General features: G+C 63.9%; 18 protein-coding genes, 1 tRNA gene and 1 pseudogene. 15 read left to right on the top strand and 5 right to left on the bottom strand.

The window, feature by feature from the left end; all coding sequences use genetic code 11:
* Positions 1-83: 83 nt before the first annotated feature.
* From pepT to IVA80_RS13385, 5 genes and pseudogenes are all read right to left on the bottom strand, one after another.
* Positions 84-1,334 carry a peptidase T gene (gene pepT, locus IVA80_RS13405; protein WP_247430257.1) on the bottom strand — a complete coding sequence of 417 codons (1,251 nt, stop codon included), beginning with the start codon at positions 1,332-1,334 and terminating at the stop codon, positions 84-86.
* 105 nt (positions 1,335-1,439) lie between these two features.
* Positions 1,440-1,739 (bottom strand): HU family DNA-binding protein, encoded by a 300-nt coding sequence (locus IVA80_RS13400; protein WP_247430253.1) that lies wholly within the window; start codon positions 1,737-1,739, stop codon positions 1,440-1,442.
* Positions 1,740-1,945: 206 nt separating this feature from the next.
* A tRNA-Asp gene (locus IVA80_RS13395) sits at positions 1,946-2,022 on the bottom strand.
* Between the two features lie 159 nt (positions 2,023-2,181).
* Positions 2,182-2,385: a hypothetical protein gene (locus IVA80_RS13390; RefSeq protein ID WP_025576489.1), complete on the bottom strand. Its 204-nt coding sequence runs from the start codon at positions 2,383-2,385 to the stop codon at positions 2,182-2,184.
* Between the two features lie 137 nt (positions 2,386-2,522).
* Positions 2,523-2,755 (bottom strand): annotated as a pseudogene (locus IVA80_RS13385) (MFS transporter); the annotation flags it as partial.
* A gap of 104 nt (positions 2,756-2,859) precedes the next feature.
* Here IVA80_RS13385 and IVA80_RS13380 point away from each other — a divergent pair.
* The 15 genes from IVA80_RS13380 to nuoI all read left to right on the top strand — a co-directional run bounded on the left by IVA80_RS13380 (position 2,860) and on the right by nuoI (position 17,014).
* Complete coding sequence (locus IVA80_RS13380; protein ID WP_247430246.1) at positions 2,860-3,375, top strand: MarR family transcriptional regulator; 516 nt, start codon at positions 2,860-2,862, stop codon at positions 3,373-3,375.
* Positions 3,376-3,571: 196 nt separating this feature from the next.
* Positions 3,572-5,824 carry a TonB-dependent siderophore receptor gene (locus IVA80_RS13375; protein ID WP_247430243.1) on the top strand — a complete coding sequence of 751 codons (2,253 nt, stop codon included), beginning with the start codon at positions 3,572-3,574 and terminating at the stop codon, positions 5,822-5,824.
* A 22-nt stretch (positions 5,825-5,846) separates the two neighbouring features.
* The gene (locus IVA80_RS13370; protein ID WP_247430240.1) at positions 5,847-6,983 is read left to right on the top strand and encodes a PepSY-associated TM helix domain-containing protein; all 1,137 of its coding nucleotides are present in this window, start codon (positions 5,847-5,849) and stop codon (positions 6,981-6,983) included.
* 32 nt (positions 6,984-7,015) lie between these two features.
* Positions 7,016-7,213 (top strand): hypothetical protein, encoded by a 198-nt coding sequence (locus tag IVA80_RS13365; RefSeq protein ID WP_247430238.1) that lies wholly within the window; start codon positions 7,016-7,018, stop codon positions 7,211-7,213.
* A 246-nt stretch (positions 7,214-7,459) separates the two neighbouring features.
* A complete protein-coding gene (locus tag IVA80_RS13360) occupies positions 7,460-7,825 on the top strand; it encodes an NADH-quinone oxidoreductase subunit A (protein ID WP_151649921.1) in 366 nt (121 codons plus the stop codon).
* Complete coding sequence (locus IVA80_RS13355; RefSeq protein WP_247430235.1) at positions 7,816-8,403, top strand: NADH-quinone oxidoreductase subunit B; 588 nt, start codon at positions 7,816-7,818, stop codon at positions 8,401-8,403. Before IVA80_RS13360 ends, IVA80_RS13355 begins: the two co-directional genes overlap by 10 nt.
* Before the next feature lie 11 nt (positions 8,404-8,414).
* Positions 8,415-9,026 carry an NADH-quinone oxidoreductase subunit C gene (locus IVA80_RS13350; RefSeq protein ID WP_247430232.1) on the top strand — a complete coding sequence of 204 codons (612 nt, stop codon included), beginning with the start codon at positions 8,415-8,417 and terminating at the stop codon, positions 9,024-9,026.
* Between the two features lie 2 nt (positions 9,027-9,028).
* Positions 9,029-10,225 carry an NADH-quinone oxidoreductase subunit D gene (locus tag IVA80_RS13345; RefSeq protein ID WP_247430229.1) on the top strand — a complete coding sequence of 399 codons (1,197 nt, stop codon included), beginning with the start codon at positions 9,029-9,031 and terminating at the stop codon, positions 10,223-10,225.
* Positions 10,225-11,187, top strand: a complete 963-nt coding sequence (locus IVA80_RS13340) for an FkbM family methyltransferase (protein ID WP_247430224.1) — start codon at positions 10,225-10,227, stop codon at positions 11,185-11,187. The genes IVA80_RS13345 and IVA80_RS13340 overlap by 1 nt, the downstream gene beginning before the upstream one ends.
* A gap of 12 nt (positions 11,188-11,199) precedes the next feature.
* Entirely contained in the window at positions 11,200-11,811 is a 612-nt protein-coding gene (nuoE, locus tag IVA80_RS13335; RefSeq protein ID WP_247430222.1) for an NADH-quinone oxidoreductase subunit NuoE, read from the top strand.
* Positions 11,811-12,017, top strand: coding sequence for a hypothetical protein (locus IVA80_RS13330; protein WP_247430218.1), 207 nt, complete (start codon positions 11,811-11,813; stop codon positions 12,015-12,017). Before nuoE ends, IVA80_RS13330 begins: the two co-directional genes overlap by 1 nt.
* A 15-nt stretch (positions 12,018-12,032) precedes the next feature.
* Positions 12,033-13,358 (top strand): NADH-quinone oxidoreductase subunit NuoF, encoded by a 1,326-nt coding sequence (gene nuoF, locus IVA80_RS13325; RefSeq protein ID WP_247430215.1) that lies wholly within the window; start codon positions 12,033-12,035, stop codon positions 13,356-13,358.
* A gap of 5 nt (positions 13,359-13,363) precedes the next feature.
* Positions 13,364-15,439 (top strand): NADH-quinone oxidoreductase subunit NuoG, encoded by a 2,076-nt coding sequence (nuoG, locus tag IVA80_RS13320; protein WP_247430213.1) that lies wholly within the window; start codon positions 13,364-13,366, stop codon positions 15,437-15,439.
* Between the two features lie 4 nt (positions 15,440-15,443).
* Positions 15,444-16,511 carry an NADH-quinone oxidoreductase subunit NuoH gene (gene nuoH, locus IVA80_RS13315; RefSeq protein ID WP_247430211.1) on the top strand — a complete coding sequence of 356 codons (1,068 nt, stop codon included), beginning with the start codon at positions 15,444-15,446 and terminating at the stop codon, positions 16,509-16,511.
* Positions 16,512-16,525: 14 nt separating this feature from the next.
* Positions 16,526-17,014, top strand: a complete 489-nt coding sequence (nuoI, locus tag IVA80_RS13310; protein ID WP_247430640.1) for an NADH-quinone oxidoreductase subunit NuoI — start codon at positions 16,526-16,528, stop codon at positions 17,012-17,014.
* The last annotated feature ends 7 nt before the right edge of the window (positions 17,015-17,021 follow it).

Genomic DNA, 17,021 nt, shown 5'->3' with positions numbered 1-17,021 from the left:
TGGCTCCCAAGATGATGGCTCTCAAGATGATGGCCGGAGCAAGCCCGGCCACATCGCCTCCAAGAGAGGTATCAAGACAGGTGCTACGCCTTCTCTTCCCAGATCATGGCGAGATGCACGATCGTCTGCACCGCCTTCTCCATGTCCTGCCGGCTGACCCATTCGAGCCGCGAATGAAACGCGTGCTCGCCGGCAAAGATGTTGGGGCAGGGCAGGCCCATGAAGGACAGCCGTGAGCCGTCGGTGCCGCCGCGGATCGCTGTGCGCATCGGGCGCAGGCCGGCGCGGCGGATCGCCTCGACGGCGTATTCGAGGATGTGCGGGTGACGGTCGATCACCTGCTTCATATTGCGGTATTGCTCCCTCACCTCGAACTTGTAGGTCGAGCGCGGATAGTCCTTTATCACGTCCCTGACGATGTTCTCGAGCAGGACTTCCTTCTCCTTCAGCCCTTCCTCGGTGAAGTCGCGGACGATGAAGGAGAGCGTTGCCTGCTCCAGCGCGCCCTCGATGCCGATCGGATGCAGAAAGCCCTGCTTGCCCGAGGTCGTCTCCGGCGAGCAGCCTTCCTTGGGCAGACGCTCGACGATGGCGGCCGCGATCTTGATCGCGTGCTCCATCTTGCCCTTGGCATAGCCGGGATGGGCGCTGACGCCGTTGATGGTGATGGTGGCCCCGTCGGCCGAGAAAGTCTCGTCCTCGACGCAGCCGGCGCTCTCGCCGTCCATGGTGTAGCCGAAATCGGCGCCGAGCTTCTTCAGGTCGACATTGTCGACGCCGCGGCCGATCTCCTCGTCCGGCGTGAACAGGATCTTGATGGTGCCGTGCTTCACGTCGGGGTTGTTGACGAAGAAATACGCGGCATCCATGATCTCGGCGACGCCGGCCTTGTTGTCGGCCCCCAGCAGCGTGGTGCCGTCCGTGGTGATGATGTCGTTGCCGATCTGGTTCTTCAGCGCGGGATGCTCGGCGAAGCGGATCATCTGGCTGGTGTCGCCGGGCAGCGTGATATCGCCGCCGCGATAATTCTTCACCACCTGCGGCTTGACGTCCTTGCCCGAGCAGTCGGGCGAGGTGTCCATGTGCGAGCAGAAGCAGATCACCGGCACCTTCTTGTCGGTGTTGGCCGGGATCGTTCCGTAGACGTAGCCGTAGTCGTCGAGATGGGCGTCCGCGATGCCGATCGCTTTCAACTCCGCGGCGAGCACGCGGCCGAGGTCTTTCTGCTTCTCGGTCGAGGGCGAGGCCGGGGATTCCGGATCGGACTGGGTGTCGATGGTGACGTAGCGCAGGAAGCGCTCGGTCACGGTATGCGTGAAGGTGAGGAAGGACATTTCTGGTCAAACCGCCGGGCCTGAGGGAAGCTGGCGGTATACCAGAAAAGCGGGCCGCGTTGCGGCCGGACCGCGGCCGGATCAGGCTTAACGAAGCGTAAGCTGCTAGATCGCCTCTTTCAGTTCCTTGACCGGGCGGAACGCGACCTTCTTGCTGGCCTTGATGTGGATCGGCTCGCCGGTCGCGGGATTGCGACCGGTGCGGGCGGCGCGCTTGCGGACCTGAAGGATGCCGAGACCGACGATGCGGACACGGTCGCCCTTCTTGAGGTGCCTGGTGATCAGGTCGACCATGTCGGTGAGGACGGCTTCGGCGCGCTTCTTCGAGAGGTCCTGGCTCTCCGCGATGTCAGCGGCGAGGTGCTTGAGCGTGATGGTGGCGGGAGCGGCTGCCTTCTTCGCCATGTCTGGCCTTCCTCGATTGTCCAACGGCAGGGGAATCCCCGGAAAAGTCGAAAAAGGTGAAGGGATCCTCTTGATCCTGGCAGGCCTAGACGATTCGGGCGCCGGCTGACTATGCCGCGGGTCCACCGACAAGCGCCATCGACGGCCAGCGCAGACACGCAGGACCTTGAGAAGTTCGAGCCAAGACTATGAAGGGATTGCCAAAATGGCGCGAGAGACGGGGCTCGAACCCGCGACCTCCGGCGTGACAGGCCGGCGCTCTAACCAACTGAGCTACTCCCGCGTGGTTCGCTCGAAGCGCGCGGAACGAGGGGGGACTTAAAGGCGGGGCTTGGTGAAGTCAAGGATGTTACGCTTCGCCGGGGCGCCTCAGCTAAGTATTGCTCTGGAAAACGAAAAGGCCGCCCGGAGGCGGCCGCTGGTCGGCCCGGAAGGTCGTCCGTCAGCGAATCTCCGAACTCCCCGCGCTGGTCACCACCACCGGCTTGCCGGCCTTGATCACGTGGGTGGACTGGGCGGTCTGGCTGTAATCGGCATTGGTGCGGGCTGCGATCCCGAAACCGGCCACTGCAATGCCGGCCACCAGCGCCACCACCACGATCTTCAGGTGGGTCGCGCGATCAGCAGAGTGAATTGAGTGGTTCATCTGAGCCTCCCGACGGACTTTGCCGCCGTCTATGGCTCCCCTTCTAAGGATCATCTGTTTCCGGATGGTTTCGCGGGTTCCGCAAAATGGTTTCATCTCCCGTCCGGCTGGTTTCGCCGGTTTGCGGGCGGTCGGTCTCAGGCTGCGGCCCGGCCGATATCGTTCCGGATCGTGCAGGCGGCCAGACGAACAGCAGGGCGCCGAGCGTGGTCGTGACCGCCGCCGAGAGCAGGGAATAGCGCACGGCGTGCGCGCCATAAGTGCCCTTCAGGGCGTCGTTGACCACACCCACGGCAAGCGGGCCGACGCCCTGGCCGAAGCAGGTGGCGGTGAGCGCGATGAGGGCGGAGGCCAGAGCCCGCATGCTCGGCGTCAACGATGTTCCAGAATGCGTCTTAATCGCATTTCGATCAGGCTGGGGAGGTTGGGCTACGAACACTTGGCACGCCCTGGCTTTCTTGGCAGAGGTGGATCATGAGCCAGACATCGAGCAGGGATGGGCACGCGTCGCCCGATGCGGACGAAAGTCACTCGCCGGCGCCGATCACCGTGATGCTGTCATCGCGGCTGATGGTGCTCGCCAATTTGCTCAAGCGCGGCGCGATCCTGCGCTACAAGCGCCTCGCCGGACTGTCCTCGGTCGAGTTCGGTCTCGTTGCTTCGCTTGGCCGGCGGCCGCCGATGAGCGTGGCGCGGCTCGCCGAAGCTGTCGGCCAGGACAAGGGCCAGATCAGCCGCGCGCTCGCGGAACTCGTGTCGCGCAAGCTGATCGCGAAATCGGCAAACCCGAAGGACAGCCGCGAGGTGCTGGTCTCGCTGACCGCGGCAGGGCTCGCCGCGCATGATGCGATCGTCGCCGGCGCGCAGGAGCGCAATCGGCAATTGCTGGAACAGTTGAGCAAGGACGAGTTCGAGATGCTGATGGCGCAGATCGACCGTCTCACGGCGACAGCCGAAAAGATGCTCGAAGCCGAGAAAGTTCCGCGCTGATCTCTCGGAAATCTCGGGAAATATTAGATCGTCTCCAAATATTAGATCATTTCTAAGAGTCGTTCTAAGAAGCTTTCAATTAGGGAATTCCCGCGCCCTCCCATAAGCCTCACCTCAAGCGCATGCTGTCCTGGGACCGGCGGCATGATGCATCAAAAATATGCAGCTTTGGGGTGGCGCGTTGAACAGTCTTGGAATGCTGCGGTCGGCCGTCCTGGCGACCGCGTCTGCTTTTGTATTGATGCCGCAGGCATCGCTCGCACAATCGTTAGCGCAAAGTGGCGCACAAAATCTGCCGTCGGTGACCGTGAACGCGCCGGAAGCACGCCGCCGCGCGCCCGCTGCGGCCGTGCGCCGCGCGGCGCGGTCCTCGGTGCAGACCGCCGCCAGCCGTAAACCGCAGCCGCAGCGCAACGTCGGCTTTGTCGAGACGCCCCGCGGACCGGTGAACGGCTACGTCGCCGGTCTCAGCTCGTCAGGCACCAAGACCAACACGCCGATCATGGAGACGCCGCAGTCGGTGTCGGTGATCGGCGCCGACCAGATCCGCGACCAGAAGCCGAACAAGCTCGACGAAGTCCTGCGCTACACCGCCGGCGTGCGCGCCGGAACCTTCGGCGCCGACACCCGCAACGATTGGTGGCTGATCCGCGGCTTCAAGTCCGATGACGTCGGGCTGTTCCTCGACGGCATACAGCTGTTCTACACGTCCTATGCGAGCTGGAAGCTCCAGCCTCCGAATATGGAACGCGTCGAGGTGCTGCGCGGCCCGTCGGCGGTGCTTTACGGCGGATCGAGCCCGAGCGGCATCGTCAACGTCATCAGCAAGCTGCCGCCGGCCGAGCCGGTTCGCTACACCGAGACCGGCGTCAACAATTTCGGCAACGCCTATGTCGGTTTCGATGTCGGCGGTCCCGTGGCGACGCAGCCCCAGGACGGCAAGCTGTTCTACCGTGTCGTCGGCCAGGTCCAGAACGGCCCGACGCAGGTCAACTTCACGCCCGACAACAACTACTTCATCGCACCGTCGTTTACGTGGAAGCCGGACGCGGACACGACATTCACGGTGCTGGCATCGGCCTCGAAGCAGGACACGCGCGGCATCAATTTCCTGCCCTACCAGGGCACGGTGACCAACGCGCCATTCGGCAAGATCCCGACCAGCTTCTTCGTGGGCGATCCCAGCGTCGACAAGTTCACGCGCGAGCAGGAGATGCTCGGCTATCAGTTCGAGCGCAATCTCACCGACGATCTGACGTTCCGGCAGAATGCGCGATTTGCACATATCGACCTGACCTATCGCGGCTACATCGGTAATGGCTGGGACAATATCAATACGGCTACGATGGGTCGCTACAATTGGTATGCAAAGAACACCGCCAATCAGGCCAATCTCGACAACCAACTCGAGTATCGCTTCAACAGCGGCCCGGTCAGGCACACGATGCTGTTCGGTGTCGATCTGAAGGGCTATCAGATCGATGACTATCAGGCCTTCAACTTCGGCACGGTTCCTCCGATCAACGTCTTCAATCCGGCCTATGGTATCGACATCCCCCTCGCGGGCGCGCCGTTCCGCAACTTCCTGCTCACGCAGAAGCAGGCGGGTGCCTATCTCCAGGACCAGATGAAGCTCGGCAATTTCACGCTGGTGCTGAGCGGACGTAATGACTGGGTCGAGACGTCACAGGTCGCGCGCGACACTGGCGCAAACATCGCCCAACGCGACGACAGCAGATTCAGCGGCCGCGCGGGGTTGATCTACAATTTCGACAACGGCATCGCGCCGTACATCTCCTATTCGTCGAGCTACAATCCGATTATCGGTCTCAACGCCCAGAACCAGCTATTCCTGCCGGAGACCGGCAAGCAGGCCGAGATCGGCGTCAAGGTCGCGCCCAAGGGATTTGACGGCTACTTCACCGCCTCAGTGTTCGACCTGAAGCGCCAGAATGTGCCGACGACCGATCCGTCGAATGTGCTGCTGCAGAACCAGACCGGAGAGGTGACCTCGCGCGGCATCGAGCTCGAAGCGGTGGCCAATGCCACGAAGGAGCTGAAGTTGATCGGCGCCTTCACGGCCTATCATCTCTTCAACAGCAGGGACCTCGATCCGACGCTGGTCGGCAAGACACCAACCAACACGCCTCAGACACTGATCTCGGGCTGGGCGGACTACACCTTCAAGGACGGGCCGCTCGAAGGATTTGGTTTCGGCGGCGGCGTGCGTTATGTCGGCTCTTCCTGGGCCGATGCCGCCAACACCCTCGAGGTTCCCTCCGTGGTGCTCGGCGATCTCGCGGTCCATTACGAATGGCAGAACTGGCGCACGGCTATCAATGTGATCAATCTGACCGACAAGATCTATGTCGCGAGCTGTGCCTCGGCGTCGTCCTGCTTCTACGGTGACCGCCGCCGCGTCACAGCCAGCGTCTCCTACAAATGGTGAAGCCGGACGAGGGGAGGATCTCGTGAAGGCGCGCACGGTCAGGCTCTGGTCCGTGGTCCACACCTGGACCAGCCTGATCTCGACCGTCTTCCTGCTCCTGCTCTGCCTGACCGGCCTGCCGCTGATCTTCCATCACGAGATCGATGAGCTCCTGGGCTATGCCCCCCAGCCCGAAGCTCACGCGGGCGCGGCGCGTGCGACGACGCAAGCCGTCGCCGACGCCGCGCTCGCCGCCGATCCCGGCCGCGTGCTGCAATATATCTCCTGGGACAAGGACGAGCCCGGGATCGTCACGGCGTTCACCAACAGCGCCGTCGACGGGCTGCCTGACAACACGACCGTGCGTGCCTTTGATGCAGGATCGACCAAGCTGCTCGGACCGGTCGGCATCGGGCCGATGCTGGTCGTGCTCAAGCTGCACACCGACATGTTTGCCGGCCAGCCCGGAAAGCTGTTCCTCGGCGGGATGGGCCTGCTATTCGCCGTCGCCATCGTCTCCGGCGTGGTGCTGTATTGGCCGTTCACCCGCCGCCAGCGGTTTGCCACCATCCGCGATCACGCCTCGCGCCGCGTGGTCTGGCTCGACTGGCACAATCTGATCGGCGTGGTGACGGTCGCCTGGGCGCTGGTGGTTGGCCTCACCGGCGTCGTCAACACCTGGGCCGAGCTGATGCTCAACCAGTGGAAGGCAACCGAGCTCGCCAGCATGGTCGCGCCCTATGCCGGCAAGCCGCCGCCCTCGCATCTCGCTTCGCTCGACGACGTCGTCGCGCGTGCCAGACAGACGGCTCCCGGCATGGAGGTCGCGTTCATCGCGTTTCCTGGCACGCCGTTCACCTCCTCGCACCATTTCGCCGCCTTCATGCGCGGCGACACGGCGCTGACGGCGCGGCTCCTCAAGCCGGTCCTGCTCGACGGCGAGACGGGGGAGGTCGCCGACAGCCGGGCGCTGCCGGTCTATCTCCAGGCGCTCCTGATCTCGCAGCCGCTGCATTTCGGCGACTATGGCGGGATGCCGCTCAAGGTGATCTGGGCCGTCCTCGATACTCTCACGATCGTTGTGATCGGCAGCGGCCTCTATCTCTGGCTGGCACGGCGGCGCAAGCGTGCGCCCGCCCGGTCCGCCGCATTCGCCAGTCGAACCCCGGTCCCGTCGTGATGCATGGCTCCTCTGACCGCTCGCGCCTGTGGATGCGTGTCTTTGCTGCACCTGTCCTGCTCGCGGTTGCGACCATCACCGGTCTGCTGGCTGCGCTGCTCTGGGGAACGGTTGGCCAGTATGTTGCCTGGGTGAGCGTGGGCGCCCCGGTGCTGGTCATTGTCTGGGTTTGGGTGCGCTGCCGCACTCAAAAAAGCGGGCAATTTTCGCGGGCGACACGCGGCAAATAGCTGTCTCGGCCGGTGCGCCGCAATCTTCGGACAGCTGCCCTGCAAAACCGTGGCCGCCCTTGCTGGGTCTGACGATCTGCTTCATACCAGCGGCGGGGTGATTCCGGGATTTCTACCGTTCTGGGAGCGGCAAAGGGCCTAAAAAGAGCGTGTCTTGCGCCCATTGGTGCACTGCGCTAAGGCTCAGAACAATTCCAAACTGGACGAATCCGCGGCTCCCGAGGCTGCGGGAAAAAGGGCTCGTCAATGAGCGGCATTCTTCAGAACTATCTTCCACTTGTCGTCTTTATAGGGGTGGCGGGCCTCATCGGCCTCGTGCTGCTGATCGCGCCCTTCGTCGTGGCGTTCCAGCAGCCGGACCCGGAAAAGCTGTCGGCGTATGAGTGCGGTTTCAACGCCTTCGACGATGCCCGCATGAAGTTCGACGTGCGCTTCTATCTGGTCGCCATCCTCTTCATCATCTTCGACCTCGAGGTGGCGTTCCTGTTTCCCTGGGCGGTGGCGTTCGGCAAGCTTGGCGCGACCGGCTTCTGGTCCATGGTGGTGTTCCTCGGCGTGCTGACGGTCGGGTTCGCCTATGAATGGAAGAAAGGGGCACTGGAATGGGATTGAACCCTGCACCGTCCGCTGGTCCGGTCATCACACCGGCCCCCAAGGGCATCCTGGATCCGTCGACCGGCAAGCCGATCGGGGCCAACGATCCGTTCTTTCTCGAGGTCAATTCCGAGCTGTCCGACAAGGGCTTCTTCGTGGCCGCGACCGACGACCTCATCACCTGGGCCCGCACCGGCTCGCTGATGTGGATGACGTTCGGTCTCGCCTGCTGCGCGGTCGAGATGATGCAGGTGTCGATGCCGCGCTATGACATCGAGCGCTTCGGTTTCGCGCCGCGTGCCTCGCCGCGCCAGTCCGACGTGATGATCGTCGCTGGCACCCTGACCAACAAGATGGCGCCTGCGCTGCGCAAGGTCTACGACCAGATGCCCGAGCCGCGCTACGTCATCTCGATGGGCTCCTGCGCCAATGGCGGCGGCTATTATCATTATTCCTACTCGGTCGTGCGCGGCTGCGACCGCATCGTGCCGATCGACATCTACGTGCCGGGCTGTCCGCCCACGGCGGAAGCGCTGCTCTACGGCGTGCTGCTGCTGCAGAAGAAGATCCGCCGCACCGGCACCATCGAACGCTAAGGTTTTACGTCATGGACGACGCCAAGCTCGACGCCCTGGGGCAGACGATCGTTAGCGCGCTTCCGGGCGCCGCCCTCGGTCACTCGGTCGCCTTCAATCAGCTCACGGTCGATGTCGAGGCCAGCAAGATCGTCGAGGTGGTCAAGTACCTCCGTGACGACCCGAAGTGCCGCTTCGTCAACTTCACCGACATCACGGCGGCTGACTATCCCTCGCGCGAGAAGCGCTTCGACGTGATCTATCACTTCCTGTCGCCGACCCTGAACACGCGGATCCGGCTCAAGGCCCAGGCCGACGAGACCACGCAGGTGCCGTCGCTGATCGAGGTGTTTCCCGGCGCGGACTGGTTCGAGCGCGAGGCCTACGATCTCTATGGCGTGTTCTTCGTCGGCCATCCGGACATGCGGCGCCTGCTGACCGATTACGGCTTCGAGGGCCATCCGCTGCGCAAGGACTTTCCACTCACCGGGTTCGTCGAAGTCCGCTACGACGACCAGGAGAAGCGCGTAGTGTACGAGCCCGTCAGGCTCAACCAGGAATTCCGCAAGTTCGATTTTTTGTCCCCGTGGGAGGGAGCGGACTATCCCTTGCCGGGCGATGAGAAGGCGGGGCCGAAGGTCTGATCATGAACGAGCAACCCGAACAGCTTCGCAACTTCACCATCAATTTTGGACCGCAGCATCCGGCGGCGCACGGCGTGTTGCGCCTGGTGCTGGAGCTTGACGGCGAAATCGTCGCGCGCGTCGACCCGCATATCGGCCTGCTTCATCGTGGCACCGAGAAGCTGATCGAGCAGAAGACCTATCTCCAGGCGATCCCTTACTTCGACCGCCTCGACTACGTCGCGCCGATGAACCAGGAGCATGCCTTCTGTCTCGCCGCTGAAAAGCTGCTCGGCATCGAGGTGCCGCGCCGCGGTCAGCTGATCCGCGTGCTCTATTGCGAGATCGGCCGCATCCTGTCGCATCTGCTCAACGTCACCACGCAGGCGATGGACGTCGGCGCGCTGACCCCGCCACTGTGGGGTTTTGAAGAGCGCGAGAAGCTGATGGTGTTCTACGAGCGCGCCTCGGGCAGCCGCATGCACGCGGCCTACTTCCGGGTCGGCGGCGTGCATCAGGACCTGCCGCAGAAGCTGGTCGACGACATCGACGCCTGGTGCGATCCGTTCCTGAAAGTGGTGGACGACCTCGACCGGCTGCTCACCGCCAACCGCATCTTCAAGCAGCGCAACGTCGATATCGGCGTGGTGTCGCTGAAGGAAGCCTGGGAGTGGGGTTTCTCGGGCGTGATGGTGCGCGGCTCGGGCGCGGCCTGGGATCTGCGCAAGTCGCAGCCCTATGAGTGCTATGCCGAGATGGATTTCGACATTCCGATCGGCAAGAACGGCGACTGCTACGACCGCTATCTGATCCGCATGGAAGAGATGCGCCAGTCCGTGCGCATCATGAGGCAGTGCATCCAGAAGCTGAACGCAGCCGAAGGGAAGGGGCCCGTCGTCGTCGAAGACAACAAGGTCGCGCCGCCGCGCCGCGGCGAGATGAAGCGCTCGATGGAAGCGCTGATCCATCACTTCAAGCTCTACACCGAAGGCGTTCACGTGCCGGCCGGCGAGGTCTATGCCGCGGTCGAGGCGCCGAAGGGCGAGTTCGGCGTCTATCTCGTCTCCGACGGCTCCAACAAGCCCTACAAGTGCAAGATCCGCGCGCCGGGCTTTGCGCATCTTCAGGCGATGGACCACATCTGCCGCGGCCATCTGCTCGCCGACGTCTCGGCGATCCTCGGCTCGCTCGACATCGTGTTCGGAGAGGTCGATCGGTGATGGCGCAGGCGCCAATCCAGTTTGACCGTGCCTCGGGGGCCCTTGAAGGGGCCAACCTGTGGGAGCGGACGGCTGCCTTGGCGCTGGTGACGGGATCCAAGATATCGTCGCACTTCTCGCACATGGGCTACATCGCCTGCGCGAACCTGCTGCGGAAGACGCTGCCCGAGCGCAACATCGCGATCAAGCTCAATCCCGACGCCGTGTTCGAATTCCCTTACGGCGACGGTTACTGGAGCAAGCTGCTCAACCGCTCCTACAATTACGAGGACGAGCTGGAGCTGCTGTTCGCGGACTCTATCGACGTCGACTACACGCTGCTCGATTGCGGCGCCAATTACGGCTACTGGTCGGTGCTGGTGTCGAGCAAGCGGTTCGGCTCCCACAAGGCGATTGCGATCGAGCCCTCGGGGCAGAACTATCCGAAGCTCGCCAACAATGCGCGCGCCAACGGCAACCGTTTCGACACCATGAAGTGCGCGATCGGCGCGGCCCGCGGCACCGCACGGCTGTCCGGCACCAAGCACGAGGCCTTCAGCATCGCCGGCGGTGTGTCGGCAGGTGGCGAGGAGGTGCCGGTCATTGCGCTGGACAACCTCATCGACGATGGCAAGGTTGCTAGCACCGGCAAATACCTGATCAAGCTCGATGTCGAGGGTGTCGAGATCGAGGCGATCAAGGGCGGCGCCCGGCTGCTTGAGGCCGACAGCGTCATCATGTGCGAGGAGCACGGCAGCGACCGCAGCCACGCAGTGTCGCGCTACATCCTCGAACAGACCCCGCTGAAGCTGATCGTATTCGATCCGCGCAGCAACCGGATGGAGACCGTGACCGAGCTGTCGATCCTCGACCGCATCAAGGTCTCGACCCACGTCGGCTACAACGTTTTCGGCACCGCAAGCGCATTCTGGCAGGACAGGATCGATGCCCTGAATGCGAAAACCACGCGCCGCGTGCAGTGAGAGATTGAAGAGATGTCCGTCCGTCGATTAGCACCGAAGGAAGTCCAGCCCGCGAGCTTTGCGTTCACGGAGGAGAACCTTGCATTCGCCAAGCAGCAGATCGCGAAATATCCGGCCGGACGTCAGGCCTCCGCGGTCATCGCGATCCTCTGGCGCGCGCAGGAGCAGCACGATGGCTGGGTGTCGGAGGCCGCGATCCGCGTCGTCGCCGACATGCTCGACATGCCCTATATCCGCGTGCTCGAGGTCGCAACCTTCTACACGATGTTCCAGCTCGCCCCCGTCGGCAAGAAAGCCCACGTCCAGGTCTGCGGCACCACGCCGTGCCGCCTGCGCGGCGCCGAAGATCTCATCCATGTCTGCGAGCACCGGATCCATCACGAGCCCTTCCATCTTTCCAAGGACGGCGATTTCAGCTGGGAAGAGGTGGAGTGCCTCGGCGCCTGCGTGAATGCGCCGATGGTGCTGATCGGCAAGGACACCTATGAGGACCTGACCAAGGAGAGCTTCGGCAAGGTGCTCGACGGTTTTGCTTCGGGCAATCCGTCCAAGCCCGGCCCGCAGAATGGCCGCCAGTTCTCGGCGCCGATCACGGGGCCGACTACGCTGAAGGAGATCACCTGATGCGTGATCTTTCGTCGTCGGCAGTGGAGGGGAACGGTGCCATGAAGAAGTGGAGCTTCATCGCGATGCATGCCGCGGTCGCGGCGACATTCATCTTTCTCCTGCAACGCTTCGCCCTGAACGCGTCGCAGGAATCCAGCCTGCTCTGGGCGCTGACCTTCGCCGTCTGCGCCGCCGGGCTTGCCTACAAGCAAGCCAACCGTTGATCGGAAAGCACTGAAATGCTCGAGGACAAGGATCGCATCTTCAAGAACCTCTACGGCCTCCACGATTGGGGACTCGAGGGCGCGCGGCGCCGCGGCGCCTGGGATGGTACGAAGAACATCATCGACAAGGGTCGCGACTGGATCATCAACGAGATGAAGGCGTCGGGCCTGCGCGGCCGCGGCGGCGCCGGCTTTCCGACCGGGCTGAAATGGTCGTTCATGCCGAAGGAATCGACCGACGGCCGGCCGAACTATCTCGTCGTCAACGCCGACGAGTCCGAGCCCGGCACCTGCAAGGATCGCGAGATCATGCGGCACGATCCGCACCTCCTGATCGAGGGCTGCCTGATTGCGAGCTGCGCGATGAACGCGCATGCCTGCTACATCTATGTCCGCGGCGAGTTCATCCGCGAGCGCGAGCATCTCCAGGCCGCGATCGACCAGGCCTATGAGGCCAAGCTGGTCGGCAAGGACAATGTCAACGGCTGGCCGTTCGACATCTACGTCGCGCACGGCGCCGGCGCCTATATCTGCGGCGAGGAAACCGCGCTGCTCGAAAGCCTCGAGGGCAAGAAGGGCCAGCCGCGGCTGAAGCCGCCGTTCCCGGCCAATGTCGGCCTGTTCGGCTGCCCGACCACGGTCAACAACGTCGAGTCCATCGCAGTTGCGCCCGACATCCTGCGGCGCGGTGCGGCGTGGTTCGCCGGCATCGGCCGTCCGAACAATGTCGGCACCAAGCTGTTCTGCATCTCCGGCCATGTCGAGCGGCCCTGCAACGTCGAAGAAGCCATGGGCATTCCGTTCCGCGAGCTGATCGACAAGCATTGCGGCGGCATCCGCGGCAGCTGGGACAATCTCAAGGCCGTGATCCCCGGCGGCTCCTCGGTGCGAATGGTGCCGGCCGAGCAGATCATCGACACGCCGATGGATTTCGACAGCCTGAGCAAGCTGCGCTCGGGCCTCGGCACCGCGGCCGTGATCGTGATGGACAAGTCGACCGATTTGATCCGCGCGATCGCCCGCATCTCCTATTTCTACAAGCACGAGAGCTGCGGCCAGTGCACGCCGTGCCGCGAGGGCACCGGGTGGATGTGGCGCGTCTTGACGCGCATGGCCGAAGGCCGGGCGCACAAGCGCGAAATCGACATGCTGTTAGAGGTGACAAAACAGGTTGAAGGCCACACCATCTGCGCGCTCGGCGACGCAGCCGCCTGGCCGATCCAGGGCCTGATCGCGCATTTCCGTCATGAGATCGAAGCGCGCATCGACGAGTATTCGCACAAGGCCGACATCGACGATGCCGGCGTCCGCGATCCCGTGAACATGGTCGCGGCGGAGTAGAGAGAATGACCAAGCTCATCATCGACGGCAAAGAGATCGATGTCCCGCCGGAGTACACGCTGCTTCAGGCGTGCGAGGCGGCCGGCGCCGAGATTCCGCGCTTCTGCTACCACGAGCGGCTGTCGATCGCCGGCAATTGCCGGATGTGCCTCGTCGAAGTGAAGGGCGGTCCGAAGCCGGTCGCGAGCTGCGCCTGGGGCGTGCGTGACTGCCGTCCGGGCCCCAAGGGCGAGCCGCCGGAAATTTCCACGCGTTCGCCGATGGTGAAGAAGGCGCGCGAAGGCGTGATGGAATTCCTTCTCATCAACCATCCGCTGGATTGCCCGATCTGCGACCAGGGCGGCGAGTGCGATCTCCAGGACCAGGCGATGGGCTATGGTGTCGACACCAGCCGCTTTGCCGAAAACAAGCGCGCGGTCGAGGACAAATATCTCGGCGCGCTGGTCAAGACCTCGATGAACCGCTGCATCCAGTGCACGCGCTGCGTCCGCTTCTCGGCGGAAGTCGCCGGCGCCCCCGAGATGGGCGCCACCGGCCGCGGCGAGGACATGGAGATCACGACCTATCTCGAGCACGCGCTGACATCGGAATTGCAGGGCAATCTCGTCGACATCTGCCCGGTCGGTGCGCTGACTTCGAAGCCCTATGCCTTCGCCGCGCGCCCGTGGGAGCTCGGCAAGACCCAGTCGATCGACGTGATGGACGGCATCGGTTCGGCGATCCGCGTCGACACCCGCGGCCGCGAGGTGATGCGCGTGCTGCCGCGCATCAACGAGGCCGTGAACGAGGAGTGGATCTCGGACAAGACCCGCCACGTCGTCGACGGCCTGCGCACCCAGCGCCTCGACCGGCCCTATATCCGCGAAGCCGGCAAGCTGCGGGCGGCGAGCTGGCCGGAAGCCTTTGCCGCGATCGCCGCCAAGGCGGCGCGCACGGACGGCAAGCGCATCGGCGCGATCGCGGGCGACCTCGCCGGTATCGAGGAGATGTTCGCGCTGAAGGATCTGCTGGCCAAGTACGGCTCGGGCAATCTGGCGGTGCAGGGCGGCGACGCCTTCGATCCCGCGCTCGGCCGCGGCTCCTACATCTTCAATCCGACGCTCGCAGGCGTCGAGCAGGCCGATGCGCTGCTCATCATCGGCGCCAATCCGCGGAAAGAGGCGGCCGTGTTCAACGCCCGCATCCGCAAGCGCTGGCGTGCCGGCGGCTTCAAGATCGGCGTGATCGGCGCCAAGACCGACCTGACCTACGACTACGACCATCTCGGCGCGGGCACCGAGACGCTCGGCGAGCTCGCGGCCGGCAAGCACTCGTTCATCGACGTGCTGAAGAACGCCAGGAAGCCGATCATTATGGTCGGCGCGGGTGCGGCCTCGCGTCACGACGGCGCCGCCATCCTTGCCGCCGCCGCCAGGCTTGCGCTCGATGTCGGCGCGGTCAAGGACGGCTGGAACGGCTTTGGCGTGCTGCACGACACCGCCTCACGCGTCGGTGCGCTCGATATCGGCTTTGTCGCCGGCCAGGGCGGGCTGAACGCCGCGCAGATGACGACGTTCGGCACGCTGGACCTGCTGTTCCTGCTCGGCGCCGACGAGGTCAAGCCGTCGGACGGCACCTTCGTCGTCTATATCGGCACCCATGGCGACCGCGGCGCGCATCGCGCCGACGTGATCCTGCCGGCGGCAGCCTATACCGAGAAGTCTGCGATCTACGTCAACACCGAAGGCCGCGTGCAGATGACCGGCCGCGCCGCGTTCCCGCCGGGCGAAGCCCGCGAGGACTGGGCGATCGTGCGCGCCCTGTCGGAAGCGCTCGGCAAGAAGCTCGGCTACGATTCGCTGTCGGCGCTCCGCCAGGCGATCTTCAAGGCCGTGCCGCATCTGATCCGCCTCGACCAGATCGAGGCCGGCTCGGCCGACCAGATCAGGAAGCTGGCCGGGAAGGGCGGCACGCCGGAGAAGGCGCCGTTCAAACCGCTGGTCGAGGACTTCTATTTGACCAACCCAATCGCGCGTGCATCCGCCGTGATGGCGGAATGCTCGCGGCTTGCCTCCGGGCAGATGCTGACCGCAGCGGAGTGAGCCGATGGAATTCTTCGAAAGCGCATTCTGGACCGGGTTCCTCTGGCCCCTGATCATCATGATCGCGGAGAGCGTGCTGGTGCTCGTCGTCCTGCTGGTCGCGATCGCCTACATCCTGCTCGCCGATCGCAAGATCTGGGCGGCGGTGCAGATTCGGCGCGGCCCGAACGTGGTCGGCCCCTTCGGCCTGCTGCAGTCCTTTGCCGACCTGTTGAAGTTCGTGCTGAAGGAGCCGATCATCCCATCCGGCGCCAACAAGGGCGTGTTCCTGCTGGCGCCGCTGGTGTCGTGCGTGCTTGCGCTCGCCGCCTGGGCGGTGATCCCGACCAATCTCGGCTGGGTGATCTCCGACATCAATGTCGGCATCCTCTTCATTTTCGCGATCTCGTCGCTGTCGATCTACGGCATCATCATGGCCGGCTGGTCGTCGAACTCGAAATACCCGTTCCTGGCCGCGCTGCGCTCGGCGGCGCAGATGGTGTCGTATGAAGTCTCGATCGGCTTCGTCATCATCACGGTTCTGCTCTGCGCCGGCACGCTGAACCTGTCGGCCGTCGTCGAGGCCCAGCATGCGCGCGGCCTCGCCAGTCTGATCGGGCTGCCGCAGCTCACCATCCTGAACTGGTATGTGTGGCCGCTGTTCCCGATGTTCGTGATCTTCTACGTCTCGGCACTGGCGGAAACCAACCGTCCGCCGTTCGACCTCGTCGAAGCGGAATCCGAGCTCGTCGCCGGCTTCATGGTCGAATACGGCTCGACGCCGTATTTGCTGTTCATGCTCGGCGAGTATGTCGCGATCGTCACGATGTGCGCGATGGCGACGATCCTGTTCCTCGGAGGCTGGCTGCCGCCGGTGGACCTGCCGCCCTTCAACTGGGTGCCGGGGATCATCTGGTTCTCGCTCAAAGTGTTGTTCATGTTCTTCCTGTTCGCGATGGCAAAGGCGATCGTGCCGCGCTACCGCTACGACCAACTGATGCGCCTCGGCTGGAAGGTGTTCCTGCCGCTGTCGCTGGCGATGGTGGTCGTGGTGGCCGGTGTGCTGCAATTCGCCGGCATCGCGCCGAAGTGAGGGCCGTCATGGGTATCAACGTCAACGCCACTGCACGCTCGCTTCTGCTGTCGGAATTCGTCTCGGCGTTCTTCCTCGCCATGCGCTATTTCTTCCAGCCGAAACCGACGCTGAACTATCCGTTCGAAAAGGGGCCGATCTCGCCGCGCTTTCGCGGCGAGCACGTGCTGCGCCGCTATCCGAACGGCGAAGAGCGCTGCATCGCCTGCAAGCTGTGCGAGGCGATCTGTCCGGCGCAGGCCATCACCATCGAGGCCGGCCCGCGCCGCAATGATGGCACCCGCCGCACCGTGCGCTACGACATCGACATGGTGAAGTGCATCTATTGCGGCCTCTGCCAGGAGGCCTGTCCGGTCGATGCCATCGTCGAAGGCCCGAACTTCGAGTTCGCGACCGAGACCCGCGAGGAACTGTTCTATGACAAGGCCAAGCTGCTCGCCAATGGCGACCGCTGGGAACGCGAGATCGCCAAAGCGATCGAGCTCGACGCGCCGTACCGGTGAGATGAGA

The sequence above is a fragment of the Bradyrhizobium sp. 139 genome, assembly GCF_023074175.1.
GTDB lineage: Bacteria > Pseudomonadota > Alphaproteobacteria > Rhizobiales > Xanthobacteraceae > Bradyrhizobium.
Note: the sequence above shows the minus strand (reverse complement) of the source record. Positions and strands in the feature narration are given on the sequence as shown.